Below are 24,186 nucleotides of genomic sequence, written 5' to 3' on the forward strand. Positions count from 1 at the left end.
CTTCGGCACGGTGTGGCTGGCCGTCGACGAGCAGCTCGACCGCACCGGTCGCGGTGAAGCTCGCGCACGCCCGGACACGAGACCGAGCAGCGCATGCTCCGCGAGGCCCGCGCGCTCGCCGCTGTCCGGCATCCCAACTGCGTGCGGGTCTTCGACATCGTCCAGGACCCGGACGGCCTGGCACTGGTCATGGAGTACATCGAGGGCGCCTCGCTGTCCGAGACGGTCCTGAAGAACGGCCTGATCGACGACAAGCTCGCCGCCCGCCTGTGGCTGAACATGGCCGACGCGCTGGCCGCCGCCCACGACCGCGGTGTTTTACACCGCGACGTGAAGCCGTCCAACGTGATCGTCGACAACCAGGGCACCGCGCACCTGATCGACTTCGGCATCGCCCGCTCCAAGGGCGACAGCACCCTCACCGCCACCGGCATGATGGTCGGCACCCCGGACTTCCTCGCCCCGGAAACGGCCCGCGGTGAGACGGCCTCCCCGGCGTCCGACTCCTGGCAACTGGCCGCGACGGTCTCCTACGCGCTGACCGGCCACCCGCCGCGCGGCTCCCGCGAGAACCCGATCTCCTCGCTGATGGCCGCCGCCCAGGGTGAACCGATCACCAAGCTGCCGCAGAACAGCGCGCACGCCAGGCTCCTGCTCTCGGCGATGGACCCGGAACCACGCCGCCGCCCGACGCTGGCCCAGGTGCGCGGTCAGCTCTCGCAGTTCCTCGACCAGGCTGGGATGAGCAAGGAAGGCCCGGTCACGAGGATCATCAGCAAGCCGACGCCCCCGCCCACGAAGCACATGCCGATGTAGGCGATCCGGGTGAACGTTTCTGCCCGGCCGTAACGGTGGTTCATCGTTCAACGACCTAAGCCGTGGTTCACCCGGAAAGCCTCGGCATCGCAGGGATGCCTCGCGAGGGGTGGTGAGGCGGTTTCCGCCGATCGCCTCACCACTCACCTTCGCGCAGCAGGCCGCAACCGCTTGCGCAGCACCACGAACAGCCCCGCCGCGCCGGCGACGACCAAGCCGACGAGCCAGACCGGCACCGGTTCGCGCGGAGGCGACTCCGGCACCACCACGGCGGCAGGTGCGGGTGACGCGGCGGGCGCTGACGTGGGGATCGGCGGTTTGATCGCGCCCCACGGCGAAGGTCCGTCCGACCTGATCGGGAACTTCTCCCGGTCCACCGGCTTGACGAGCAACGTGCCCGGAACGGTCAGCGTGCCGATCGGATGCTCCTGGAACACCCCCTGCACGCCGAACACCTCGAAGGTGCCGGGCGGGAGGGTGAACGTCACGGCGTAGTGCGCGGGTTCGCCGAGCGGGACGCCGGTGAACACCTGGTCGTCGGCACTCGACCGGAACCGGAGGCCGGTCCTGCCGAGATCGTCCCCGGCGTACGGATGGGTGCCGTGCTGCAGCACCCAGTAGCCCACGGTGTGGGTCGTGCCCGGTTGGATGGACGGCACCGGGTCCAGGTACGTGACCGCCCAACCGCCCGCCACCGCGGACGGTGCGCTGATCAGCAGGAAAGCGCATATCAAGGCCAGAATCCTCATGCAGCGGTTACACCGGGAACCAACCCTCGGTTCCCGGTGTAGGAAGGGCATCACGGACGAAGCGGTGGCACGGGCGATCGCAGGTGACCAGGCGGCCTACGGCGAGCTGGTCGCCCGGTACACCGCGCTCGCGCACCGGACGGCCTACCTGCTCGGGGCGGGTGCGGACGCCGGCGACGTGGTGCAGGAGGCGTTCGTGAAGGCGTATCGGAAGCTCGACACGTTCAAACGGGACGCCGACTTCAAGCCGTGGCTGTTGAAGATCGTCACCAACGAGACCAAGAACCTGCACCGCAGCAGACGGCGCCGCAACCTGATGGAGCTCAAGATCGGGGCGATGACCGAGACCGTCGACCACGACGATCCCGGCACGCTGGTCGACGACTCCCGCGCGAAGCTGCTGAAGGCCGTCCAAAGCCTGTCGGACCACGACCGTCAGGTCGTCACGTGCCGATACCTGCTGGACCTGAGCGAGGCCGAGACCGCGCAAACACTCGGCCTCGCCAAGGGAACCGTGAAGTCACGGTTGTCCCGTGCGCTGGCCAAGCTGCGGCCGTTGCTGGAGGAGGTGGCCCGTGATCGATGACGACCTGGGAGCCGCCCTCCGCGACCTCGGCCAGAAGATCCACGTGCCGGAGCCGCCGGACCTCACCGCGAGCGTGCTCACGAGGATCAACGCCCCGCGCAAGCGAAACCGTTGGCTCGCAGCGCTGGTCGCCGCCGTGACGGCGTTCGCGATCGCCTTCGCGGTGTCTCCTGCGGTGCGAGCGGGCGTCCAGCAGATCCTGGAGTTCGCCGGTGTCGAGTTCCGCACAGAGGCACCACGAAGTGTCGCGCCTCCGTTGCCCAGCCAGGAGGTCTCGCTCGACGAGGCGAAGAAGCAGATGCCGTTCGAGATCCACCTGCCGCGGGAGCTCGGCACGCCCGACAAGATCACCGTCCACGAAGGACGGTTCGTCACGCTGTACTACGGAGAACTGAGGCTCGACCAGTTCGACGGCACGATCCGGTCGGCCCTCGGCAAGCTGCTGCACGCCGAAGGCGTCGAGCAGATCGGCGACAAGGTCTGGATCCCGTACCCGCACGTGTTCTTCTACATCGACCGCAACGGCGAGTGGCACGACGAGCAACCGCACGGCGCCGGGCAGACCCTGATCTGGCAACGAGATCAGGTCACCATGCGGCTCGAGGGCGACCTGACCAAGGAGCGTGCGCTGGAGATCAGCGCCAGCTAGGCAGCCACAGCTGCCGCTGCCACATCTCCGGCGTGATCGGATTGCCGTTCAGGATCGGCCACAGCCACACGAAGTTCGCCACCACGATGCCGACGTACAGCGCCACGACCAGCAGCCCGGTGCCGCGACGTTCGGCTCCCGCCGTCCTTCGTCCCAGGATCTCGCCCAGCGCCAGCACGATCAGCAGCACCAGGAACGGCGCCATCGGCGTGACGTAGAAGAAGTACATCTGCCGGTCGAGGTTCAGGAACCACGGCAGCAGGCCCGCGGCGTACGCGACCAGGACGCCGGCGTAGCGCCAGTCCATCCTGCCGACGACGCGGAAGACCGCCCAGCCGATCACGGGGAACGCGAGCCACCACATCGCGGGCGTGCCGATCAGCATGATCGCGCCGAGGCACGACGCCGCGCCGCAGCCCGTCACGGAGTTCTCGTAGTAGTAGAGCATCGGACGCAGGCCCATCGGCCACGTCCACGGCTTCGACTCCCACGGGTGCCGGTTGGTCGCCGAGGTGACCAGCTCGACGTGGAACTTGTAGACGTTCTTCGCGTTGTACCAGAGCGACTGCAGGACGTCCGGGATGTACCCGACGTCCGCGACCTTGCCGCCGACGACGTGCCGGTCGATGCCGGTCTCGCTGGCCATCCACGGGAACCAGGTCACGACGTACACCAGCACCGGGATCGCGACCAGACCGCCCAGCGACGGCAGCAGGTCCTTGGCGAACGAGCCGAGCCACGGCTCCTCGACACCGGCCGCGCGACGCGCCAGCGCGGTCCAGATGACCGTCAGCAGGCCGAACGCCGCGATGTACCAGATGCCCGACCACTTCACGCCGCACGCCAGACCGAGGCACACGCCCGCACCGAAGCGCCACCAGCGGAAGCCCAGCCACGGGCCGAACGCGGAGTTGTTGATGAACCCTTCGCGCACGGCCACGGCCAGTCGTTCTCGCACCTGTTCGCGGTCGACGACCAGACAGCCGAACGCGCCGACGACGAACAGCGCCAGGAAGATGTCGAGCATGCCCATCCGCGACTGGACGTGCGAGACGCCGTCCGCGATGAGCAGCACGCCGGCCAGCGCGCCCAGCAGGTCGGAGCGGGTCAGGCGGCGCGCGATCCGGACGATCAGCAGGATCGTGATCGCACCCGCCATCGCCGAGGCGAACCGCCAGCCGATGCCGTCGTAGCCGAAGAGGTCCTGGCCGATCGCCATCAGCTGTTTGGCCAGCGGCGGATGCACGATCAGCTCGTAGCCGGGGTTGTCCTCGTAGCCGCCGTTGCGCAGCACCTGTGCCGACTGCGGCACGTAGTGCTTCTCGTCGAAGATCGGCGTGCCCTTGTCCGTCGGATACCCGAGGTTCCAGAACCGGACGAAGGCGCCGACGAGCGTCACGACGACCGTGACGAGCCACCCGCGCATGCGGTCTCCGGACGGAGGCGGGTCGAGCGCCGCCGCACGATCCGTGCGCGGCTCCTCGACTACGACGGGCGCCTCTCCTGGCTGCACGAGGACTGTCACGCCGCCGATCGTAGGGTGAACCTTGTGAGTCCTGTATCCGGTTCAGGCCGTCTTGTTCTGGCAGCCACCCCGCTCGGCGACATTCGCGACGCCTCCGCGCGCCTGATCGAGGCCCTGGAGACCGCCGACGTGATCGCCGCCGAGGACACCCGCCGGCTGCACAGCCTCGCCGCCGCGCTGCAGGTCAAGCCGTCGGGCCGGGTGATCAGCTTCTACGACCAGGTCGAGACCGCGCGCCTGCCGGGACTGCTGGAATCGCTGCGCAACGGCGAGACCGTGCTGCTCGTGACGGACGCCGGCATGCCGAGCGTGTCCGACCCCGGTTACCGGCTCGTCGCCGCGTGCGTCGAGCAGGACCTGAAGGTCACCTGCTTGCCGGGCCCGTCCGCCGTGACGACCGCGCTCGCCGTGTCCGGCCTGCCGAGCGACAGGTTCGCGTTCGACGGCTTCCCTCCGCGCAAGTCCGGTGAGCGCAAGCGCTGGTTCGCGCCGCTCGCCACGGAACAACGCACCGTCGTCTTCTTCGAGGCACCCCACCGGCTCGCCGCGACGCTCGCGGACGCGGTCGAGGTGCTGGGACCGGCCCGCAGCGCCGCTGTGTGCCGCGAGCTGACCAAGAAGTACGAAGAGGTCGTGCGCGGGTCGTTGGCTGAACTCGCCGAGTGGGCCGTGGAGGGCGCACGCGGCGAGATCACCGTTGTGCTCGGCCCCGCGCCCGTCGAGGACAAGCCCGACCTCGACACGCTCGTCGCCGAGGTGAAGCAGCGGGTCGCCGACGGCGAACGGATGAAGTCGGCCGCCGCCGAGGTGGCGGAGGCGGCGGGGGTCAGCAAGAAGACCCTTTACGACGCCGCGATCAAATCAAGCTGATTCGCGGTTGAACGTGCGGACGCCGTAGAACATGCCGGCCAGCACCAGCGCAGACACCGAAACCAGGCCGAGCAGCACCGAACCCGTGTTGAAGATCGACCGCTCGGCGTCGACGACGTGCGCCAACGGGTTGACCCGAGACAACCAGTAGAGCCACTGCGGGCCGTTCGACATCGGCAGCAGCACGCCCGAGAGCAGCATCAACGGCACGATCGTCGACGACAGCACGGACGCGAAGACGTACTCCAGCTTCACCTTCAACGCGATCGCGTACGACGCCGACCCGATCGCGATGCCCAGCAACGCCACCAGCCCGAGCCCGAGGACGATTTCACCCGCCGACGCACGGAACCCGAACAGCATCGCGGCGAGCATGATCAGCAGGCTCTGCACGACCAGCAGCACCACGTCCTTGCCGACCCTGCCGACGAGCAGCGCGACCCGGCTGACCGGGGTGACCCGCAGCCGTTCCATCACGCCGGTCCGCACCTCCGGCAGCAGCGAGAAACCCGCGTAGGCGGTGCCGAACAGCGCCATCTGCACCAGCAGGCCCGGCACGAACCACTGCCAGCCGCTGTCGCCGAGCAACGGCCCGAAGAGGCCGAGGTAGAGCAACGGCTGGGCGAGCCCGAACACGATCGCCACGGGGTTGCGCATCACCGGCAGCATCACGCGGACGAAAACGAGCCAGGTGTCACGCAGCATTGGCGTCCTCCCTGAGTGAACGGCCGGTCATGGTCAGGAACACGTCGTCGAGTGTCGGCCGGTGGACCTGCACCGAGTGCAGCTCGACGCCGATGTTGCCGAGGTCTCGCAGCAGCCCAGGCAGCGCGCGGTCGCCGTTCGGAATGCGGAAGCTGACCTTGTCGCCGTCCACGACTGCGTTCTCGAACTTCGAAGCGACGATCGAGGCCTGTGGCGTGCCGAGCACGACCAGGTCGCCGGAGACGCGGTTCTTCAGCTCGTCCGGCGAGCCCTCGCCCACGATCGAGCCGTGGTCGATCACCAGCAGCCGGTCGCTGAGGAAGTCGGCCTCGTCGAGGTAGTGCGTGGTCAGGAAGACCGTGGTGCCGTCGGTCCTGAGCTGCTTGATGTGGTCCCACAGGTTGCGGCGGCTCTGCGGGTCGAGTGCGGTCGACGGCTCGTCCAGGAACAGCAGCCGCGGGTCGTGCAGCATGCCCATCGCGATGTCGAGCCGGCGCTGCTGGCCTCCTGACAACGTGATGACCGCCCGCTTCTCCATGCCCTGCAGCTCGAACCGTTCGAGCAGATCGGCGACCTTCTTGCGGGCGTCGTGCTTGGACAGTCCGTAGAAGCGGGCCTGGAACTCCAGCTCGTCACCGGCCCGCTGGTCGGCGCCGGCGCCGTTCTTCTGGCCGACGTACCCGATCTGCCTGCGCACTCCGGCCGGATCGGCCAGCAGGTCGTGCCCGGCGATGATCGCCTCGCCAGCGGTCGGCTGCAGCAGCGTGGTGAGCATGCGCAACGTCGTGGACTTGCCGGCTCCGTTCGGGCCGAGGAACCCGACGAGCTCCCCCTCGGCAACGTCGATGTCGACCCCGCGCACAGCGTCCACGGGACCGAGCTTCGTCGTGAACCGGCGCGCGAGGCCGCGTGCCTTGATCATGACTGAATCTCCTCTAGTCAAGTTTGACTAGAGGCTAGCGGGAACTAATCAAGTTTGACTAGTCCTTCAGCTCGTACGCACCGGCCTCTAGGCGTTCGATCAGCTCCTGAGTCCAGCGCACCTGGCCTTCGAGATGGACGAGCCACAGTCGAAAGAGCTCGCTGACGTGCGCGGGCTTGCCCATCTCCGGCATCGAGGCGATGCCGTGCCTCGTCGGGGGAATCTGCCCTTCGAGCCCGGCCAGCCGGTTCTTCAGCAGCACGATCGCCTGCTTGCGGGGCACGAGGTTGATCATCGCGACGCCCGCCGAGAGCATGTCGTTGCCGGCGCTCGAGTCGGCCAGCGCGTGGCCGAGCAGGTCCTGCAGCTCGTGCTCGCCGGCCGCGGTGATCCTGTAGGTGGTGCGGGCGGGGCCCTCCTCGGACTCCGCGGTGCCGACCGGCTCCAGCAGACCGTCCTTGGCCAGCGACTTCAGCGCGTGGTAGATCGAGCCCGGCTGCACGTTCGCCCACCTGTCCGCAGACCACGACTTCAGCTCGCGGCGCACCACGTAACCGTGTGCCTCGCCGACGAGCTTCACCACGCCGAGCACGAGCATCCTGGTCGCGGACAAACCGTCCTCCCATGCAGTGAAAAGCGGCTGGCACCGCCTCCGTAGGCTATGCGCATGAGTGCCTCCGTACTGACCGCGGTGGCCTGGCCTTACGCCAATGGCCCCCGGCACATCGGTCATGTCTCCGGTTTCGGTGTCCCGTCCGACGTCTTCTCCCGCTACATGCGAATGTCCGGACACCGGGTGCTCATGGTCAGCGGCACGGACGAGCACGGCACGCCGATCCAGGTGCAGGCCGAGAAGGAAGGGCTCACCGCGCGTGAGCTCGCCGACAAGTACAACCGTGTGATCGCCAGCGACCTGCAGGGCCTCGGCCTCTCCTACGACCTCTTCACCCGCACGACGACCGGCAACCACTACCAGGTGGTGCAGGATCTGTTCTCCGCGTTGTGGCGCAACGGTTACGTGATCCCGAAGACGGAGATGGGCGCGATCAGCCCGTCGACCGGCAGGACGCTGCCCGACCGCTTCATCGAGGGCACCTGCCCGATCTGCGGGTACGACGGTGCGCGCGGTGACCAGTGCGACAACTGCGGCAACCAGCTCGATCCCATCGACCTGAAGAATCCGCGCTCGCGGATCAACGGCGAGACGCCGAAGTTCGTCGAGACCGAGCACCTGTTCTTGGACCTGCCGTCGTTCATCGAGTCGCTCGGTTCGTGGATCTCGACGCGGACCGAGTGGCGCCCGAACGTGCTCAAGTTCTCGCAGAACCTGATCAAGGACCTGCGGCCGCGCGCGATCACCCGCGACCTCGACTGGGGTGTGCCGATCCCGCTCGACGGGTGGAGCGACCAGCCGATGAAGCGGTTCTACGTGTGGTTCGACGCGGTCATCGGGTACTTGAGCGCGTCCGTGGAGTGGGCACGTCGCTCGGGTGACCCCGACGCCTGGAAGGAGTTCTGGACGGGTGACGCCCAGGGCTACTACTTCATGGGCAAGGACAACATCGTCTTCCACTCGCTGATCTGGCCGTCGCTGCTGCTCGGGCAGAACGGCGCAGGCGACAAGGGCGGCGAGCCCGGCCGGTTCGGCACGCTGAACCTGCCGACCGAGGTCGTGTCGTCGGAGTACCTGACGATGAGCGGCTCGAAGTTCTCGACGTCGCGCGGCACCGTGATCTACGTCGGCGACTTCCTCAAGGAGTTCGGGCCGGACGCGCTGCGGTACTTCATCTCCGTGGCGGGTCCTGAGAACCAGGACACCGACTTCACCTGGGAGGAGTTCGTCCGCAGGACGAACTTCGAGCTGGCGAACGAGTGGGGCAACCTGGTCAACCGCTCGGTCTCGATGGCGCACAAGAACGTCGGCGCGATCCCGAAGGCCACGGCGCTCACGGACGCCGACCACGAGCTGCTGCGGCAGTCCAAGGCGGCGTTCGACACGGTCGGCGCGCACCTGCGTCGCTCGCGGTTCAAGCAGGCCTCCGGCGAGGCGATGCGGGTCATCTCCGCGGCGAACAAGTACCTGTCCGACCAGGAGCCGTGGAAGCTCAAGGACGACCCGGACCGCCGCGACTCGGTGCTGCACACCGCGTTGCAGGTCGTGCAGGACGCGAACACGTTGATGACGCCGTTCCTGCCGCACTCGGCGCAGAAGGTGCACGAGGCGCTGGGCGGCACGGGCGTGTGGGCCGCACAGCCGGAGATGACCGATGTCACCGACCTGGACGTGCCCGACCGCACGTACCCGGTGCTGACCGGTGACTACGCCGGTGAGCAGGCTCGCTGGGAGTCGACGCCGATCGAGGTCGGCCGGCCGCTGGGCAAGCCGTCGCCGCTGTTCGCGAAGCTCGACCCCGAGCTGGGCGAAGTCGGCCCGGAGTGGGCCCCGATCGTCAAGTGAGTGAGAAGCGTGAACGACCGCCGGTGCCGGAAGCTCTTCCGGCACCGGTGATCGACGCTCACACGCACCTCGACGCGTGTGGCGCGACGGACCCGGCCGGTGTGGCCGAGATCCTGGACCGGGCCAACGCCGCCGGGGTCTCGCACGTGATCACCGTGGCGGACGATCTGGCCGCGGCGCAGTGGGCCGCAGAAGCGTCCACTTGGGACCCGAGGGTCTACGCGGCGGTGGCCGTGCACCCGACGCGCACCGCCTCGTTCGGCGACGCGGAGAAGGCGGAGCTGGAGCGGCTCGCCACCTTCGATCGCGTCGTGGCGATCGGCGAGACCGGTCTGGACTACTACTGGGACTACTCGCCGCCCGCCGCGCAGCACGAGGCTTTCCGTTGGCACATCGACCTTTCCAAGCGCGTCGGGAAGCCGTTGATGATCCACGACCGGGACGCGCACGAGGACATCTTCAAGGTGCTCTCCTCCGAGGGCGCACCGTCCACTGTGGTCTTCCACTGCTTCTCGGGCGACGCGGACTTCGCCCGGCGGTGTGTCGACGCGGGGTACGTGCTGTCGTTCGCGGGCCCGGTCACGTTCAAGAACGCCCGCGCACTGCGGGAGGCGGCGCAGCTGGTGCCGCAGGATCAGCTCCTGGTGGAGACGGACGCGCCGTTCCTGACGCCGCATCCGTTCAGGGGCCGTCCAAACGAATCCTATTGTGTGAATTACACAGTTCGGGATTTGGCCACGCTCCGTGGCGAAGATCTTTCTGAACTGTGCGCGGCCGTCACCCGTACTGCTCAACGAGTGTTCGGGCTTGGCTACTGAAATGCGATGTAAGACGAACGGAGCAAAGGGTTCCTACCCCCATGGGGTGACTGAGGTCACAACATTGGCGGGGGTGTTTGCGCAACGTCCGCGACCCCGTTACTGTCCCGTGACCGTGCCACCTGGACCGACCCAGTCGGTTCGGAGCACGCCCGCAGTCGGGGCGGGACCCAAGCCAGAAGCGCGAAGAAGCGAGACCACGTAGGAGGAGTTGCCGGGAACCTTCGAGCTCCAACTCGAATGATCTTGTCAACGCCAACTGTGCGGTGGCCTCGAGCTTCCGCAATGGAGGTATCGACCCTGTGTCTGGAAGCGACAGAACTGCCGCTCCGTACAACTTCAACGACGACACCGACTGGTTCACGCCTGTCGGGAACACCGCGGTCGGTGTCGCCGATCCCCACCCGAGCTTTCCCGCCGGTGCGCTGACCATCTCGCCCGCGGACGTGCTCGAGGTGCTCGGCCCGGACGCCGATGAGCTCCTCGCGACGGCCAACGTCGACGTCGACGAGCTGATCCGGCTCATCAACGCCGAGACGACGATCATGCCGCCCCTCGTCCTCCCGTCGGAGGAAGAGGAGACGAAGGACCCCGAGCTCCTCGTCACGGCCGTCACGTCCTGGAAGCGCCGCTTCCTCAAGGGCGCGGTCGCCGCGGTGCTGGTGTCGATCTCCGGCGGCGGCGTGACCGCGATGGCCATGGACAAGTCCGTTGCCGTCGACATCGACGGGGTCTCCTCCACGGTCCACTCCTACGAGGGCACTGTCGGCGAGGTCCTCGAGGAAGAGGGCATCAAGGTCGGCGAGCACGACGCCCTGTCGCCCTCGCTGAACGCCCCGATCTCCGACGGCGGCAAGATCACCCTCGACCGCGGCCGCCTGCTCAAGATGAGCGTCGACGGCCAGGCCCGCGAGGACTGGGTCCGCTCCGTCACCGTCGAGGAAGCCGCCAAGCAGCTCGGCGTCCCGACCGAAGGCGCGTGGTTCTCCGCGTCGGCGTCGCAGGACGTGCCGCTGGAAGGCATGAACCTCGAGGTCAAGACCCGCAAGAACATCAAGCTGTTCGACGGCGCCAACCCGGTCCGCGAGGTCCAGACGACCGCCGTCACGGTCGACGAGCTGCTGAAGAACGAGAACCTGTCGCTCGGCCCGGAGGACGCGGTCGCGTCCGGCACCGACGTCAAGCTGGCCACGGGCGCCGAGGTCTACATCTCCCGCACCGGCGTCACGGTCATCAACGTGAACGAGCCGGTCGCCCCGCCGGTCGAGCGGACCAACGACCCGAACATGAACGCGGGCGAGCAGAAGGTCACCGAGCCCGGCGAGGCCGGCGAGCAGGTCTCGACCTATCGCGTGACGGTGAAGAACGGCAAGGAGATCAGCCGCGAGAAGATCGGCGGCAAGGTCACCAAGGAGCCGAAGCCCAAGAAGATCACCGTGGGCACCAAGCCGCTGCCCGACAGCGAGGTCTGGGACCGTCTCGCCAAGTGCGAGGCCGGCGGCAACTGGGCCATCAACACCGGCAACGGCTACTACGGCGGCCTCCAGTTCTCGGCCAGCACCTGGGCCTCGAACGGTGGCACCGTGTACGCGCAGCTGCCGCACCAGGCCACTCGGGAGCAGCAGATCGCCATCGCGACCAAGCTGCGCGACCGGTCCGGCGGCACCTACGGCGCGTGGCCGGGCTGCCGCGCCAAGCTGGGCCTGCCGTAAACCCGCATTCCGCTTGACGAGGGCCGCTCCTGGTTTGCCAGGGGCGGTCCTCGCCGTTCTGGGGGCAGGTTGACCCGCGACGCAAAGCCGAGCCCACCGACCTCCGCCCGTCCCACCCACCCGTGAGCCTGCGAGAATGCACGGGTGAGCCTGCTGGGACCTGCCGAAGTCCGCCGTCTGGCCGAAGAGCTGGGCATCCGCCCGACCAAGAAGCTCGGCCAGAACTTCGTGCACGACCCGAACACGGTCCGCAAGATCGTCGCCGCCGCCGAGCTCACCCCGGAGGACGTGGTCCTGGAGGTCGGCCCCGGCCTGGGCTCGCTGACCCTCGCGCTGCTCCCCAGCGCCAAGCAGGTCGTGGCCGTCGAGATCGACCCGCCACTGGCGGAGCGCCTGCCGCAGACCGCACGCGAGATGGACCCGGAGAACGCCGGCAAGCTCCACGTGGTCCTCAAGGACGCGATGAAGGTCACCCAGGACGACCTGCCCGTCCAGCCCACCGCGATCGTGGCCAACCTGCCGTACAACGTCGCGGTGCCCGTGGTTCTGCACCTGCTGAGCGAGCTGCCGTCGCTGCGCAAGGGCCTCGTGATGGTGCAGGCGGAGGTGGCCGACCGGATGGCGGCCAAGCCGGGCAACAAGATCTACGGCGTGCCCAGCGTGAAGCTCGCGTGGTACGCGGAAGCCAGGAAGGCCGGCTCGATCGGCAAGAACGTGTTCTGGCCTGCGCCCAACGTCGACTCCGGGCTGGTGTGGTTCCGGCGCCACGAGAGCCCACTGTCCACAGTGGACCGGAAGAGGCTGTTCCAGATCGTCGACGCCGCGTTCGCGCAGCGCCGCAAGACTCTCCGCGCTGCGCTCAAGGGCTGGGCGGGCGGTGCGCAGCAGGCCGACGAACTGCTCCAGAAGGCCGGTGTGGATCCCCAGCAAAGGGGCGAGCAGCTCAGCGTGATCGACTTTGTCCGGATCGCCGAGGTCTGACCCGGAGATCCATCGGCCATCAGTGTGATCTGTCGAACGAATCGGAATCTGGCTTGCGCAACCGGACGTCTGTCCGGTTGACTGCTAAGTGCCATCCGGAGCGACTGAGAGACCTGGCTCTACGACGTCGCAGCAACCACCCGCTGGATGCGGGCAGGTGCTAACGCCAGGACCGATGGAGGATCACATGGGTACCACGCGAATGCTGACGCGCCGTCGAGTCGTCGACCAGTGCCGTCGCACCGCTTCTGCATGTCGTCGCCACCTCGTCTAAGGCGCCTTCCCAGAGTCCTTTGACGCGGCCCTCTCTGAGTACGAGGGGCGCACACACCTGAGCAGAAACCTCGACCGCGCACGTCCGCCACGAGCGGGCAGTGTGTCGTCGCGCGCAGCCGTGGAGCAGACGTGATCACTGTCGAAAACCTCACCAAGTCCTTCCAGGGTGTCAACGCCCTGAACGGCGTGACCCTCGACGTCGAAGCGGGCACCGTGCTCGGCGTCGTCGGCCCGAGCGGGGCCGGCAAGTCGACGCTCGCCCGCTGCGTGGCGCTGCTCGAGCGTCCCGACTCGGGTGCGATCCGCGTCGACGGCACGGACATCACCTCGCTGGACGGGTCCGCACTGCGGGCCGCCCGCAGGCAGATCGGCGTTGTGCCGCAAGGGGACTCGTTGCTGCGGCAGCGGACCGCGGCCGGCAACATCGCCCTGCCGCTGGAGTCCGCCGGCGTTCCGGGACCGCAGCGCCGCACCCGCGTGGGTGAGCTGCTGGACCTCGTCGGCCTGACCGACAAGGCCACCGCCTACCCCGACCAGCTGTCCGGCGGGCAGCGCCAGCGCATCGCCGTGGCGCGCGCTCTCGCCGCGAACCCGTCCGTGCTGCTCGCGGACGAGCCCACCAGTGCCCTGGACCCGGAGACCACCGGTTCCGTGCTGACGGTTCTCGACCGTGCGCGCGCTGAGCTGGGTGTGACCGTTCTCGTCGTCACGCACGACATGGGCGTGGTCCGCAAGATCTGCGATGACGTCGCCGTGCTGGAACAGGGCCGCGTCGTCGAGCACGGCAAGGTCCTCGACCTGGTCGGTGACGCCGCCAGCCGCACGAGCTCGGCGCTGCTGCCTGCCGTCGACCTGAACCCGATCAACGAGAGCAGCTACGACCGCGTCGCGGACGTCGTGCTCGTTGGGTTCGCCGCGGTCGGCGCGCTGCTGCCGGAGGCCTCGCACCGGTTCGGCGTCGAGCTGAACATCGTCGGTGGCGGCCTCACGCGTCTGGGCGAGACCCCGGTCGCGCGATTCCGTCTCGGCCTGAACGGCGAGCGCTCCGACTCCGCTCTCGAGTGGATCGGCGAGGCCGGCGGTGCGGTGCAGAGGTCCCTGAAGGGCCCGCAGGGAGTAGCTGCGTGAGGTCTGCTACACCCTGGTCCGACGTGCTGAGCTACCTCGTCGAGGCCACCGGGGAAACGCTGTACATGGTCGGCGTTTCCACCCTGATCGCCACAGCTTTCGGAATTCCCGTCGGTGTTTGGCTGCAGCTCACCGCTCGCGGTGGGCTTCGGCCGAACCCGGTCGTGCACCGCATTCTGAGCTTCGTCACCGACCTGGGCCGCTCGATGCCGTTCATCGTGCTGCTCGTCGCGCTCACGTCGGTCACCCGCCTGATCGTCGGCGGCTCCATCGGCAGCACAGCGGTCATCGTGCCACTGGCCGTGGGCGCCATCCCGTTCGTCGGGCGGCTCGTGCAGAACATCCTGTCCGAGGTGCACGTGACCGTGGTCGAGGCCGCGATCACGACCGGCGCCTCGACGTTGAGGATCGTGCGCAGCGTGCTGATCCGCGAGTCGTTGCCCGCGCTGATCAACGCCATCGGCGTCACCGTGATCGCCCTGATCGGGTACTCGGCGATGGCAGGCGTGATCGGTGGCGGTGGCCTCGGCGACCTCGCGATCCGTGAGGGCTACCAGCGCTTCAACGACCGGATCCTGTGGAGCACCGTGGCGTGGCTCGCCGTGCTCACCACCGTGATCCAGCTCGGTTTCACCCGTGCCGCCCGTGCGTCCGACCGGCGCCGGCACGCCTCAGTCTGATCTCTCTCCGCCGCTGGAACTCTCAAAAGGAACGTCATGCGTATTAAGGCTGCCCTGATCGCAGTTGCTTTGACCGCTTTGTCCGCTTGCTCGTCCGGTGGCGCGTCCGCTTCGGACACGCTGAAGGTCGGTGTCTCGCCGGTCCCGCACGCCCAGATCCTCAAGTACGTGGCCGACAACCTCGCCACGCAGAAGGGCCTGAAGATCGAGGTCGTCGAGTTCACCGACTACGTGCAGCCGAACACGGCGCTGGTCGACGGCTCGCTCGACGCCAACTACTTCCAGACCGTCCCGTACCTGGCGACGTTCACGCAGGAGAGCGGCGCCAAGGTCGAGTGGGTCGAGCCCGTCCACGTCGAGCCTCTGGGCCTGTACTCGAAGAAGCACAAGAAGCTCGACGAGCTGCCCTCCGGTGCCAAGGTGGCGCTGGCCAACGACGCCACGAACGAGGCCCGCGGACTGAAGCTGCTGGAAGCCAACGGCCTGATCAAGCTCAAGGCCGTGGCGGCCCCGACCGTCCGTGACGTGGCGGAGAACCCCAAGAACCTGCAGTTCGTGCCCCTGGAGGCCGCTCAGCTGCCCCGTTCGCTGGAGGACACCGACGCATCGGTGATCAACGGCAACTACGCCATCGACGCGGGCCTCAATCCGGCCACCGACTCGCTGGCGCTGGAGAAGGCCGAGGGCAACCCGAACGCCAACGGCCTGGTCACCCGCACCGAGCTCAAGGACGACAAGCGCATCCGCGACCTGGCTGAACTGCTCGGATCGCAGCAGGTCAAGGACTACATCAAGCAGACCTTCAACGGTTCCGTCATCCCGGTTTGACATCTGCGGTGACCGGGGGAGGATTCCAGGACTCCAGAACGCCCGTAGGCTGACATCGTGCTCGCAGTCGTTCCTCCCCCGGTCACGGTCCGCGTCCCGGCCAAGGTCAATCTGCACCTGGCCGTCGGTGACGTGCGCCCGGACGGCTACCACGACCTGGTGACGATCTTCCAGGCGCTCTCGCTGGTCGACGAGGTCACGGTCGCGGTGGCCGACGAGCCAGGCGTCGAGGTGCACGGCGAAGGCGCCGACCAGGTGCCCACCGGAGCCTCGAACCTCGCCTGGCGCGCGGTCCGGCTGCTGGCGACGCACGTGGGCAAGGACCCCGACGACCCGAAGGTCCGCGTCGTCATCCGCAAGGCCATCCCCGTCGCGGGCGGCATGGCGGGGCGGCAGCGCGGACGCGGCGGCGACGCTCGTGGGCCTGTCGTCGTTGTGGCGGCTCGAGATCAGCCGCGACGAGCTCGCCGAACTGGCGGGGAAGCTCGGCGCGGACGTCCCCTTCGCTTTGTACGGCGGAACGGCTCTGGGCACCGGCCGTGGCGAGCGGATCGTCCCCGTGCTGGGCCGTCACCAGTTCCACTGGGTGCTGGCGTTCGACCGTCGCGGACTGTCCACTCCGGACGTGTTCGACGAGCTGGACCGCCTGCGCGCCGAGGGTGATCCGCCGCGCGTCGGTCAGGTCGAGGCGGTTCTGGAGGGCCTGTCCTCCGGCGACCCGCGTCAGCTCGCGCTTCTTCTGGGCAACGACCTGCAGGCCGCCGCCGTGTCGCTGCGGCCGAACCTGAGGCGGACTCTCCGTGCTGGTGTCGACGCCGGGGCGTTGGCCGGCATCGTGTCCGGTTCGGGGCCCACGACGGCGTTCCTGTGCGAGGACGCCGACACGGCGGTGCGCGTGGCCGCTGAGCTGGCCGGCGCCGGGGTGTGCCGGACGGTTCGCGTGGCGCACGGGCCGGTGCACGGCGCGCGCGTGATCACCACCGAGGAACCCAAGCCGACTCCCCCCGAAGTCCACGCATAGCGCTTCCGTCCTGCCCACGTCAGCGGGCGCTGCTCAAGGCTGGTGAACAGGGCCTTTGGCTGTCCTGGGTAGCCTTCACCTGGCAGTTTCTTACTAGTCGTGAGGTTTTGATGGCCAACCTGGTCAACCTGGAGTCCGTGTCGAAGTCGTTCGGCGTCCGGCCGCTGCTCGACGGCGTGTCGCTCGGCGTCAACGAGGGCGACCGGATCGGTGTCGTCGGCCTGAACGGTGGCGGCAAGACGACGCTGCTCGAGGTGCTGGCCGGGGTGGAGCCCGCCGACGACGGCAGGGTGTCGCGCTCGCGCGACCTGCGGATGGCGGTCGTGACGCAGCGGACCGAGCTGCCGGACGGCTCCACCGTGCGCAACGCGGTGATCGACCCGCTCGGCTTCGACGCCGAGCACGAGTGGGCTGCCGACGCTCGCGTTCGATCCATTTTGGACGGACTCGGGATCATGGCGCTGGGACTGGACTCCGTGGTCTCGACGATGTCCGGTGGAGAGCGGCGCCGGGTCGTGCTGGCCGCGGCGCTGATCCAGGACCTCGAGCTGATCGTGCTGGACGAGCCGACGAACCACCTGGACGTCGAGGGTGTGCGGTGGCTCGCGGAACACCTGCTGGCCCGCAAGTGCGCGCTCGTCGTCGTCACCCACGACCGGTGGTTCCTCGACACCGTCTGCAACCGCACGTGGGAAGTGGTGCAGGGCAAGGTCGAGCAGTACGAGGGCGGCTACGCCGACTGGATCTACGCCCGCGCCGAGCGGACCCGGCTGGCGGACGTGCTGGAGGAGAAGCGGCAGAATCTGGCGCGCAAGGAGCTCGCGTGGCTGCGCCGTGGCGCGCCCGCGCGGACCTCGAAGCCGCGCTATCGGATCGAGGCGGCCGAGGCGTTGATCGCGGACGTGCCGCCGCTGCGGGACAACGTCGAGCTGCTCGCGTTCGCCAAGAAGCGCTTGGGCCGCACGGTGATCGAGCTCGAAGACGTGACACTGTCCATTCCGGACCGAGTGCTGGTCCGCGATCTGACGTGGCGCATCGGCCCCGGCGAACGGATCGGTCTGGTCGGCGTCAACGGCTCCGGCAAGACGACGTTGCTGAAGTTGCTGGCGGGGGAGCGCGAAGCCGAGACGGGCAAGCGGATCCAGGGCCAGACCGTGAAGATCGCGCACCTCTCGCAGGAGTTGCTCGACCTGGACGGGTCGATGCGCGTGCTGGAGGCGATCGAGGAGATCGCGCGGCGCGTCGTGCTCGGCAAGTACGAGATGTCGGCGTCGCAGCTGGGTGAGCGGTTCGGGTTCTCGTCGCAGAAGCAGTGGACGCCGGTCTCCGATCTGTCCGGTGGCGAGCGGCGGCGGTTGCAGCTGTGCCGGCTGCTGATGGCGGAGCCGAACGTGCTGCTGCTCGACGAGCCGACGAACGACCTGGACATCGACACGTTGCAGCAGCTGGAAGATCTGCTCGACTCGTGGGCGGGCACGCTCGTCGTGATCTCGCACGACCGCTACCTCGTCGAGCGCGTGTGCGACAAGGTCGTGGCGCTGTTCGGTGACGGCGGGCTGACTGAACTGCCCGGTGGCATCGAGGAGTACCTGAAGCGCCGGGACTCGTTGCGTGACAGGGAGAACCTCACTCCCGTCGCCGACAAGGCGCCGTCGAACGCCGCCGACCAGCGTGCCGCCCGCAAGGAGCTGGCACGGCTGGAGCGGCGCCTCGAGGTGCTGCACAAGAAGGAAGCCGAGCTGCACGCCGCGCTGGCCGAGGCCGCGACCGATCCCGACAGGCTGCTGAAGCTCGACGCCGAGCTCCGTGCCGTGCTGGCGGAGGAGACCGACGTCGAGGCTGCCTGGATGGCCGCAGCGGAGGTCGTCGAGGGCTGACGGTGTCTGCAAGTACCACCAACAGCGAGTTGGCGGTACTTGCAGACGTCACTTGCCTCGGCGGCGCAGCTCGTTCGCGAGCTGGGGCAGCAGTTCGTCGATGAACGACGTGTCGTAGCCCTGGCCGGAGAGCAGTGCGTAGCTGAAGCGTGCCTTCAGGACCTCTTCCGAGGTCGCCCCCAGCATGCCGTCGAGCGCGACGCCGATCTCCTCGAGCATCCGGTCGACCTGCGCGGTGCGGTAGCCGCGCTGGCCGGACGCCGCCTGCGGGATTCGCAGCTGTCGCAGGTCCTTCCACGACCTGACCTGCGGCATGCTGCGCACCGGTCCGGAGAGCTGCTTCTCGACCACGCCGAGGAACGAGTCCACCTCGGTCTCGTCGTAGCCGCGCCGTCCGATCAGCGGGCGGGAGAACTTGACGTCGCGGATGTCCTTGCCGGTCAGGTTGTCCTGGCCGAGCAGCGTCGCCTCGATGCGGTCGAGGAACGCGTCCACCTGGGACTCCTGGTAGCCGCGGCGGCCGCGGGGAGGGCGGTGGAACGCGATCTTGCGGATGTCCGCGGCGGTGAGCTTCGGCGACTCGACGGCGTTCTGGCTCGCGGGCTGCTGTGCCGGCGGCTGCTGCTGAGGGCGCGGCGGCGGTTGCGGACGTCGCTGCTGGGGCCGTTGCTGTTGCTGCGGCAGCTGCGTCGTCGGCGGGTTCTTGGGCGGCGGTGGTGCGGTTTCGAACATCAGCACCACGAGGTCGAGGAACGTGTCGACGTCTTCTTCGTCGTAACCGAACGTGCCGGGCGCCGTTTCGCCGAACACCGCGTCCTGGATTTCTTGCGCGGTGAGGTTGTCCCTGCCGCGCAGCGTGCCCTCGATGCGGTCGAGGAACGCGTCGATCTGGCCTTCGTGGTAGCCGCGCGTCCCCGGTCTGGGCTTGTGGAAGCGCACAGCGGCAACGTCGTCAGGAGACAGTCGCACCGCGGGTCTGAGCGCCTGTGAGGTCGCGTGAGCGCCCTGAGCGGGCGCAGCGGCCTGCTGACGTTGCGGAGTGGACCGCAGCGTGTCGGCGACGAGCTCCATGAAGACGTTGACCTCGTTCACGTCGTAGCCCGGATCCCGGGTCGCTGTGCTGAACTTGACGTTGAGCACGTCCTCTCGCGTGAGGATGTCCCTGCTGCGCATGGTGCTCTCGACGCGGTCGAGAAATGCATCCACCTCAGCCGCGTCGTACCCGCGTTGCCCCATGGGGGGACGGTGGAACGCGACCAGGGCCACGTCCTGTGCGGAGAGCAGAGGTGCCGGATGCGCGGGTAGACGATGTTGCGCTCCGGGGCCGCCCCGATCCACCAATGACCTCCTCCTGTGTACCTGTACTGGGGAGTATCGCGTTTCGCGTGGCATAACGTTTCGTCCTGATGGACCAAACGGCGCCACTACGATCGCGAACATGAGTCAGTTCGTGGATGTGATGCTGGCGTCGGCCGCAAACGGCCGGGACAGGGGCATGACGACGGGTGAACCCGCCGCACCAGTCCGCCGGACCTGGGCCGAGGTGCACGAACGCGCCCGGCGGATGGCCGGCGCGCTCGACGTGGCGCCGGGCACCGCGATCGCCGTGCTCGCCGCCGAACCAGCCGTGATCGCCCCAGCCGTGCAGGCCGCATGGCTGTGTGGTGGCAGCGTCACGATGTTGCATCAACCCACACCACGCACCGACCTGGCCGAGTGGGCCGAGGACACGTTGCGGGTGCTCGCCATGATCGATTCCCGTCTGGTCCTGCTCGGCAGCCCTTTCGACGCTCTGGCTCCCGTGCTGGATCAGCACGGTGTCCCGTACCGCAAGCTCTCCGATCTCGACGGTGAGCCGATCGCTGCTCCTGTTCCCACTCCCGAGGATGCCACGGCACTGCTGCAGTTGACGAGTGGGTCGACCGCGGATCCCAAGGCGGTGCGCATCACACACCGCAACCTGATGGCGAACGCCGAGGGCATGCGGATCGCGGCTGAGCTGGATCCCTCGTCGGACGTGATGGTGTCCTGGCTGCCGTTGTTCCACGACATGGGGATGGTCGGGTTCCTCACCGTTCCGATGCTGTTCGGACTGGAACTGGTGAAGGTCACTCCTGTCGACTTCCTGTCACGCCCGACCCTGTGGGCCGACCTGATCACGCGGTACCGCGGGACGATCACCGCCGCGCCGAACTTCGCCTACGCGATCGTGGCCAGACGCCTGGCTTCTTCGTCCGAGTCGTTCGACCTGTCCACGTTGCGGCTGGCTCTGAACGGGGCCGAGCCGATCGATCCGGCCGCGGTCGAGGCCTTCGTGTCGGCAGGGGCCCGGTTCGGACTGCGGCCTGAGTCGATCCTGGCCGCGTACGGCATGGCTGAGACGACTCTGGGTGTTGCCTTCGCGCCGCTGTTCACCGGGCTGTCGGTGGACGTGGTGGATGCGGACGCCGTGGAAGCGGATCGGCGGGCCGTGCCTGCTCCTGAGGGCCGCGGGTTCCCGTTGCTCGGGCCGCCGCTGCCGGGGCTGGAGCTTCGGGTGGTGTCCGACTCCGGTGAGGTGCTCGGGGTGCGGGACGTTGGTGAGCTGCAGGTCCGGGGCGAGGCCGTCACGCCCGGCTATCTGACCGTGAACGGGCCGTTGGCCACACAGGACGCCGAGGGGTGGCTGTCCACCGGGGACCTCGGGTACGTCGTGGAGGACGGCCAGGTCGTCGTCTGCGGGCGCCGCAAGGACGTCATCATCATGGGCGGGCGGAACATCTATCCGACCGATGTGGAGCGTGCTGCCTGCTCGGTGGAGGGCGTGCGCGCCGGCAACGCTGTGGCCGTGCGGTTGGACGCCGGTACTCAGCGGGAGCGGTTCGCCGTGGTCGTCGAGTCGAAGCTGGCCGGGGACGAGGCCGCCGAGAAGGACCTGGTCAAGCAGGTGACCGCTCGGGTGGTCGACGCGGTCGGGTTGCGGCCGTTCGCGGTTGTCGTGCAGCCGCCGGGGACGTTGCCGAAGACGCCTTCCGGCAAGCTTCGCCGGTCTGCGGCGGCCGCGTTGGTCTAGCAGAGATCATCGAGCTTCTGGACGAGTTTGCGCAGCTCCCTCGCGCTGCGGCGGGGGAGCCTCGCGATGACGTGGTCGAGGCACTCCCGCGCCCAGAGCGCTTCACCGGCCTCGTCGTAGTGGGCTTCGTGCTCTTTCAGCCACCGCCGGTGCATCGGGTGGCGCACGAAGCCCGACCACTGTTCGAGCGCGCCCGCACCACCGTGGCGATGCAGATCAGCCAGCAGACGGGTTGATGCGCCGTGGATCGGGCGGAGTTTGCCTCTGGGAGGCACCGGGCGCCTACGCGGCATGGCCCTTTCGGTTGGTCACGCCGTCCATTGTGCCCCTAGTGGAAAGCGTTTTGCGCGGCTTCGAGGCCCTTGGTGACGAGGGCCTCGGTCGCGTCCGCCGCCCGGTCGATCTCCAGCGCGAGCTGCTTGCGCTCCACAGTGGAGAAGTCCTTCAGCACGTAGTCCGCGGGGTCCTGACGGCCCGACGGACGGTCCACGCCGAAGCGGACGCGGTGGTAGTCCTTGGTGCCCAGGGACTTCGTGATGGAGCGGAGTCCGTTGTGGCCGTTGTCGCCGCCGCCGAACTTCATGCGGATCGCGGCGAACGGGAGATCCAGCTCGTCGTGGATCACGACGATGGTGGTGGGCTTGAAGAACTTCACGGCGCTCGCCACCGGGCCGCCGGAGAGGTTCATGAAGCTGCGCGGCTTGGCCAGGACGACGCGGTGGCCGGAGAGACGGCCCTCGACGATCTCGGCGCCGGACTTGTGGGCCTTGAACTTGCCGCTCATCCGCGCGGCCAGTTCGTCGAGGACGAGGAAACCGATGTTGTGGCGGTTGCCCTCGTACTTCGGGCCCGGGTTGCCCAGCCCGACGATCAGAGCCAGATCGTTTTTGGCCAGCTCATCGTCCACGGAACCGCAACTCCTGCTCGAGGTCGTCCAGCAACGCGTCCACGGCCTGCACCTGGTATCCCTTGCCCAGCAGGCCGGACGTGGTGCTGAACCGGGTGTTGCGGACCTCGGTGGAGGTCATGGCACCCCGGGCGTCCAGGTTGGCCGCGGCGCGGGCGATGAAGGCGTCGACTTCGGCGCGATCGTATCCGGTGCCGGTCTTCGGCAGCTTGCGGTCGCGCAGGTCTTCGCCGGTGTTCAGGCCCGTCGGCGGCACGATGCCGTTGCGGATCTGGAACTCCAGCAGGTGCAGGACCCCGTCGACGCTCAGCGGGTCGTAGCCGTTGGGGACCGTGGCGAACCTGACGGTGTGCACGTGGTCCGGGTCGAGACGGATACGGCCCGCCAGAGCGTCGGCGATGATCAAGAGGAACTCGTTCACCTGGTCCGGGTCGTAGCCCTGCCGCTTGCGGCGGAAGGTCTTCGACCGGACCTCGGTCGGACGCAGGTACCGCAACGGCGCGCCGCCCCCCTCGTGAGGAGGTGGCGCGCCGTCTGTCCGGCCCGACGTGATGGGGCTCAGCTTTCCTCGGTGGCCTCGGCCGGAGCGGCGGCCTCTTCACCCTCGAGCTGCGCCGCGGACGGCGCCTCGTTCACGGCGACGACCAGAGCCTCGGCGTCGGTGACCAGAACGGCACCGGACGGCAGGGTGAGGTCGCTCGCGTGGATCTGCGTGCCCGCCGCGACACCGGCGATCGACAGCTCGATCTGGTCCGGGATGTGCAGCGCCTCGGCCTCGATCTGGATGGTCGTGAGGTCCTGCGTCACCAGCGTGCCCGAGACGGGCTCGCCGGAGATGACCAGCGGCACCTCGACGGTGACCTTCTCGCCGCGCTGGACGAGCAGCAGGTCGACGTGCTCGATGTAGTTCTTGATCGGATGCGTGGTGACGGTCTTGGTGAGCGCCAGCTCGCTCCCGCCGTCAAGGGCGAGAGTGAGAACAGCGTTCTGGCCGTGCTCACGGACAACACGGGCGAACTCGAGCGCCGGCAGGGCCAGGTGCTTCGGGTCGGAACCGTGGCCGTAGAGCACCGCGGGGATCTTGCCGGCGCGACGGGTACGGCGGGCGGCGCCCTTACCGAATTCAGTGCGCTGCTCAGCGGCGAGACGGACCTCGGACACGGTGGGGTACTCCTTACAAGTCTGGCCTTGTACGTCGGGGCGGTGCACAAGTATCAGCGTTGGGTTCAGCTCTGGGGTGGTGGCCTGCGGCGGCGAGCAGCACGCGGATAACGTCAACACGCGCGGCATCAAGCCACCGCGTCGATCACGCCGAGCCGTGGAAGGCCCGCCCTCGCCGAGGCAACCCGACCAGTGTAGGTGAGTGCGGTTGGGTGGTGCTGAATCGGGGGGTGGGTTGGGGTTTGTGGGGGTGGTTGGGGTGGCGCTTGGGGTCGCGCTTGGGGTCCGTAGGTCGTCCCCCGGTTGCGTCGGCGGGTGCCGGTTTCGTGTTCGTAGGTGGTTGGGTTGCGTGGTTGTGTGGCGGGGTCTGGGGCTCCGCCCCAGGGTTCCGGCAAAGTCGTGTCCGCCGTTTGGACGTAGGACGGGCACGGCGCTCTAGCTGATCATGAGAGTGTCTAAGTCACA

General features: G+C 68.3%; 23 protein-coding genes, 1 pseudogene and 1 riboswitch. Of the genes and pseudogenes, 14 read left to right on the plus strand and 10 right to left on the minus strand.

The window, feature by feature from the left end:
- Positions 1 to 93: 93 nt before the first annotated feature.
- Positions 94 to 816, plus strand: coding sequence for a serine/threonine-protein kinase (locus tag FXN61_RS30160; RefSeq protein WP_312878093.1), 723 nt, complete (start codon positions 94 to 96; stop codon positions 814 to 816).
- A gap of 143 nt (positions 817 to 959) precedes the next feature.
- On the opposite strand, the gene FXN61_RS30165 is transcribed toward FXN61_RS30160, so the two are convergent.
- A complete protein-coding gene (locus FXN61_RS30165) occupies positions 960 to 1,565 on the minus strand; it encodes a hypothetical protein (RefSeq protein ID WP_167977392.1) in 606 nt (201 codons plus the stop codon).
- A 64-nt stretch (positions 1,566 to 1,629) separates the two neighbouring features.
- On the opposite strand from FXN61_RS30165, the gene FXN61_RS30170 reads away from it, so the two are divergent.
- Both FXN61_RS30170 and FXN61_RS30175 read left to right on the plus strand, forming a co-directional pair.
- A complete protein-coding gene (locus tag FXN61_RS30170; protein WP_223165659.1) occupies positions 1,630 to 2,151 on the plus strand; it encodes an RNA polymerase sigma factor in 522 nt (173 codons plus the stop codon).
- On the plus strand, positions 2,141 to 2,800 hold the full coding sequence (locus tag FXN61_RS30175; protein WP_167977394.1) for a hypothetical protein: 660 nt from the start codon (positions 2,141 to 2,143) through the stop codon (positions 2,798 to 2,800). Before FXN61_RS30170 ends, FXN61_RS30175 begins: the two co-directional genes overlap by 11 nt.
- Here FXN61_RS30175 and FXN61_RS30180 read toward each other — a convergent pair.
- Positions 2,787 to 4,325 (minus strand): dolichyl-phosphate-mannose--protein mannosyltransferase, encoded by a 1,539-nt coding sequence (locus FXN61_RS30180; protein ID WP_312878094.1) that lies wholly within the window; start codon positions 4,323 to 4,325, stop codon positions 2,787 to 2,789. The two genes, FXN61_RS30175 and FXN61_RS30180, sit on opposite strands and share 14 nt — an antisense overlap.
- Before the next feature lie 24 nt (positions 4,326 to 4,349).
- Here FXN61_RS30180 and rsmI point away from each other — a divergent pair, with 24 nt between their 5' ends.
- The gene (gene rsmI / locus FXN61_RS30185) at positions 4,350 to 5,195 is read left to right on the plus strand and encodes a 16S rRNA (cytidine(1402)-2'-O)-methyltransferase (RefSeq protein WP_167977395.1); all 846 of its coding nucleotides are present in this window, start codon (positions 4,350 to 4,352) and stop codon (positions 5,193 to 5,195) included.
- On the opposite strand, the gene FXN61_RS30190 is transcribed toward rsmI, so the two are convergent.
- From FXN61_RS30190 to FXN61_RS30200, 3 genes are read right to left on the minus strand one after another with little or no spacing between them, the layout of a single operon-like run.
- Positions 5,187 to 5,900 carry an ABC transporter permease gene (locus FXN61_RS30190; RefSeq protein WP_167977396.1) on the minus strand — a complete coding sequence of 238 codons (714 nt, stop codon included), beginning with the start codon at positions 5,898 to 5,900 and terminating at the stop codon, positions 5,187 to 5,189. The two genes, rsmI and FXN61_RS30190, sit on opposite strands and share 9 nt — an antisense overlap.
- Positions 5,890 to 6,822 (minus strand): ATP-binding cassette domain-containing protein, encoded by a 933-nt coding sequence (locus FXN61_RS30195; RefSeq protein WP_167977397.1) that lies wholly within the window; start codon positions 6,820 to 6,822, stop codon positions 5,890 to 5,892. The genes FXN61_RS30190 and FXN61_RS30195 overlap by 11 nt, the downstream gene beginning before the upstream one ends.
- Positions 6,823 to 6,880: 58 nt before the next feature.
- Positions 6,881 to 7,435, minus strand: coding sequence for a PadR family transcriptional regulator (locus FXN61_RS30200; protein WP_167977398.1), 555 nt, complete (start codon positions 7,433 to 7,435; stop codon positions 6,881 to 6,883).
- A 54-nt stretch (positions 7,436 to 7,489) separates the two neighbouring features.
- Between FXN61_RS30200 and metG the strand changes: the two genes are divergently transcribed.
- The 9 genes and pseudogenes from metG (at position 7,490) to FXN61_RS30245 (ending at position 18,601) form a co-directional block, all read left to right on the plus strand.
- Positions 7,490 to 9,280, plus strand: coding sequence for a methionine--tRNA ligase (gene metG, locus FXN61_RS30205; RefSeq protein WP_167977399.1), 1,791 nt, complete (start codon positions 7,490 to 7,492; stop codon positions 9,278 to 9,280).
- Complete coding sequence (locus tag FXN61_RS30210) at positions 9,277 to 10,098, plus strand: TatD family hydrolase (protein WP_167977400.1); 822 nt, start codon at positions 9,277 to 9,279, stop codon at positions 10,096 to 10,098. The genes metG and FXN61_RS30210 overlap by 4 nt, the downstream gene beginning before the upstream one ends.
- Before the next feature lie 302 nt (positions 10,099 to 10,400).
- Entirely contained in the window at positions 10,401 to 11,810 is a 1,410-nt protein-coding gene (locus FXN61_RS54655; protein ID WP_312878096.1) for a resuscitation-promoting factor, read from the plus strand.
- A 150-nt stretch (positions 11,811 to 11,960) separates the two neighbouring features.
- Entirely contained in the window at positions 11,961 to 12,791 is an 831-nt protein-coding gene (rsmA, locus tag FXN61_RS30220) for a 16S rRNA (adenine(1518)-N(6)/adenine(1519)-N(6))-dimethyltransferase RsmA (RefSeq protein ID WP_167977411.1), read from the plus strand.
- A gap of 88 nt (positions 12,792 to 12,879) precedes the next feature.
- Positions 12,880 to 12,973: riboswitch (SAM riboswitch) on the plus strand.
- A 223-nt stretch (positions 12,974 to 13,196) separates the two neighbouring features.
- Positions 13,197 to 14,195, plus strand: coding sequence for a methionine ABC transporter ATP-binding protein (locus FXN61_RS30225; protein WP_167977401.1), 999 nt, complete (start codon positions 13,197 to 13,199; stop codon positions 14,193 to 14,195).
- Positions 14,192 to 14,875: a methionine ABC transporter permease gene (locus FXN61_RS30230; RefSeq protein WP_167977402.1), complete on the plus strand. Its 684-nt coding sequence runs from the start codon at positions 14,192 to 14,194 to the stop codon at positions 14,873 to 14,875. The genes FXN61_RS30225 and FXN61_RS30230 overlap by 4 nt, the downstream gene beginning before the upstream one ends.
- A gap of 36 nt (positions 14,876 to 14,911) precedes the next feature.
- The gene (locus FXN61_RS30235) at positions 14,912 to 15,703 is read left to right on the plus strand and encodes a MetQ/NlpA family ABC transporter substrate-binding protein (RefSeq protein ID WP_167977403.1); all 792 of its coding nucleotides are present in this window, start codon (positions 14,912 to 14,914) and stop codon (positions 15,701 to 15,703) included.
- 57 nt (positions 15,704 to 15,760) lie between these two features.
- Positions 15,761 to 16,724 (plus strand): annotated as a pseudogene (locus tag FXN61_RS30240) (4-(cytidine 5'-diphospho)-2-C-methyl-D-erythritol kinase).
- Positions 16,725 to 16,834: 110 nt separating this feature from the next.
- Entirely contained in the window at positions 16,835 to 18,601 is a 1,767-nt protein-coding gene (locus FXN61_RS30245) for an ABC-F family ATP-binding cassette domain-containing protein (RefSeq protein ID WP_167977404.1), read from the plus strand.
- Positions 18,602 to 18,649: 48 nt separating this feature from the next.
- Here the strand turns inward: FXN61_RS30245 and FXN61_RS52965 are convergent, their stop codons facing one another.
- On the minus strand, positions 18,650 to 20,041 hold the full coding sequence (locus FXN61_RS52965; protein ID WP_312878097.1) for a DivIVA domain-containing protein: 1,392 nt from the start codon (positions 20,039 to 20,041) through the stop codon (positions 18,650 to 18,652).
- Here FXN61_RS52965 and FXN61_RS30265 point away from each other — a divergent pair.
- On the plus strand, positions 20,040 to 21,653 hold the full coding sequence (locus tag FXN61_RS30265; protein WP_167977405.1) for a fatty acyl-AMP ligase: 1,614 nt from the start codon (positions 20,040 to 20,042) through the stop codon (positions 21,651 to 21,653). The genes FXN61_RS52965 and FXN61_RS30265 overlap by 2 nt on opposite strands.
- Here the strand turns inward: FXN61_RS30265 and FXN61_RS30270 are convergent.
- The 4 genes from FXN61_RS30270 to FXN61_RS30285 all read right to left on the minus strand — a co-directional run bounded on the left by FXN61_RS30270 (position 21,650) and on the right by FXN61_RS30285 (position 23,721).
- The gene (locus FXN61_RS30270; protein WP_223165660.1) at positions 21,650 to 21,946 is read right to left on the minus strand and encodes a hypothetical protein; all 297 of its coding nucleotides are present in this window, start codon (positions 21,944 to 21,946) and stop codon (positions 21,650 to 21,652) included. The two genes, FXN61_RS30265 and FXN61_RS30270, sit on opposite strands and share 4 nt — an antisense overlap.
- A gap of 35 nt (positions 21,947 to 21,981) precedes the next feature.
- Complete coding sequence (pth, locus tag FXN61_RS30275) at positions 21,982 to 22,560, minus strand: aminoacyl-tRNA hydrolase (protein ID WP_167977406.1); 579 nt, start codon at positions 22,558 to 22,560, stop codon at positions 21,982 to 21,984.
- Positions 22,550 to 23,056, minus strand: coding sequence for a DivIVA domain-containing protein (locus FXN61_RS30280; protein WP_167977407.1), 507 nt, complete (start codon positions 23,054 to 23,056; stop codon positions 22,550 to 22,552). Before FXN61_RS30280 ends, pth begins: the two co-directional genes overlap by 11 nt.
- 62 nt (positions 23,057 to 23,118) lie before the next feature.
- Positions 23,119 to 23,721, minus strand: a complete 603-nt coding sequence (locus FXN61_RS30285; protein WP_167977408.1) for a 50S ribosomal protein L25/general stress protein Ctc — start codon at positions 23,719 to 23,721, stop codon at positions 23,119 to 23,121.
- Positions 23,722 to 24,186: the final 465 nt, after the last annotated feature.

Origin of the sequence: Lentzea indica (genome assembly GCF_012184385.1) — a bacterium.
In the GTDB taxonomy this organism is placed as follows: Bacteria; Actinomycetota; Actinomycetes; order Mycobacteriales; family Pseudonocardiaceae; genus Lentzea; species Lentzea indica.

Bases quoted from the DNA above. Each gene is read 5' to 3' on its own strand.
- FXN61_RS30195 (WP_167977397.1), bottom strand. From the start codon at position 6,822: ATGATCAAGGCACGCGGCCTCGCGCGCCGGTTCACGACGAAGCTCGGT.
- FXN61_RS30235 (WP_167977403.1), top strand. From the start codon at position 14,912: ATGCGTATTAAGGCTGCCCTGATCGCAGTTGCTTTGACCGCTTTGTCC.
- FXN61_RS30160 (WP_312878093.1), top strand. From the start codon at position 94: ATGCTCCGCGAGGCCCGCGCGCTCGCCGCTGTCCGGCATCCCAACTGC.
- FXN61_RS30265 (WP_167977405.1), top strand. From the start codon at position 20,040: ATGAGTCAGTTCGTGGATGTGATGCTGGCGTCGGCCGCAAACGGCCGG.
- FXN61_RS30190 (WP_167977396.1), bottom strand. From the start codon at position 5,900: ATGCTGCGTGACACCTGGCTCGTTTTCGTCCGCGTGATGCTGCCGGTG.
- metG (WP_167977399.1), top strand. From the start codon at position 7,490: ATGAGTGCCTCCGTACTGACCGCGGTGGCCTGGCCTTACGCCAATGGC.
- FXN61_RS30270 (WP_223165660.1), bottom strand. From the start codon at position 21,946: ATGCCGCGTAGGCGCCCGGTGCCTCCCAGAGGCAAACTCCGCCCGATC.
- FXN61_RS30165 (WP_167977392.1), bottom strand. From the start codon at position 1,565: ATGAGGATTCTGGCCTTGATATGCGCTTTCCTGCTGATCAGCGCACCG.
- FXN61_RS52965 (WP_312878097.1), bottom strand. From the start codon at position 20,041: ATGTTCGCGATCGTAGTGGCGCCGTTTGGTCCATCAGGACGAAACGTT.
- FXN61_RS30245 (WP_167977404.1), top strand. From the start codon at position 16,835: ATGGCCAACCTGGTCAACCTGGAGTCCGTGTCGAAGTCGTTCGGCGTC.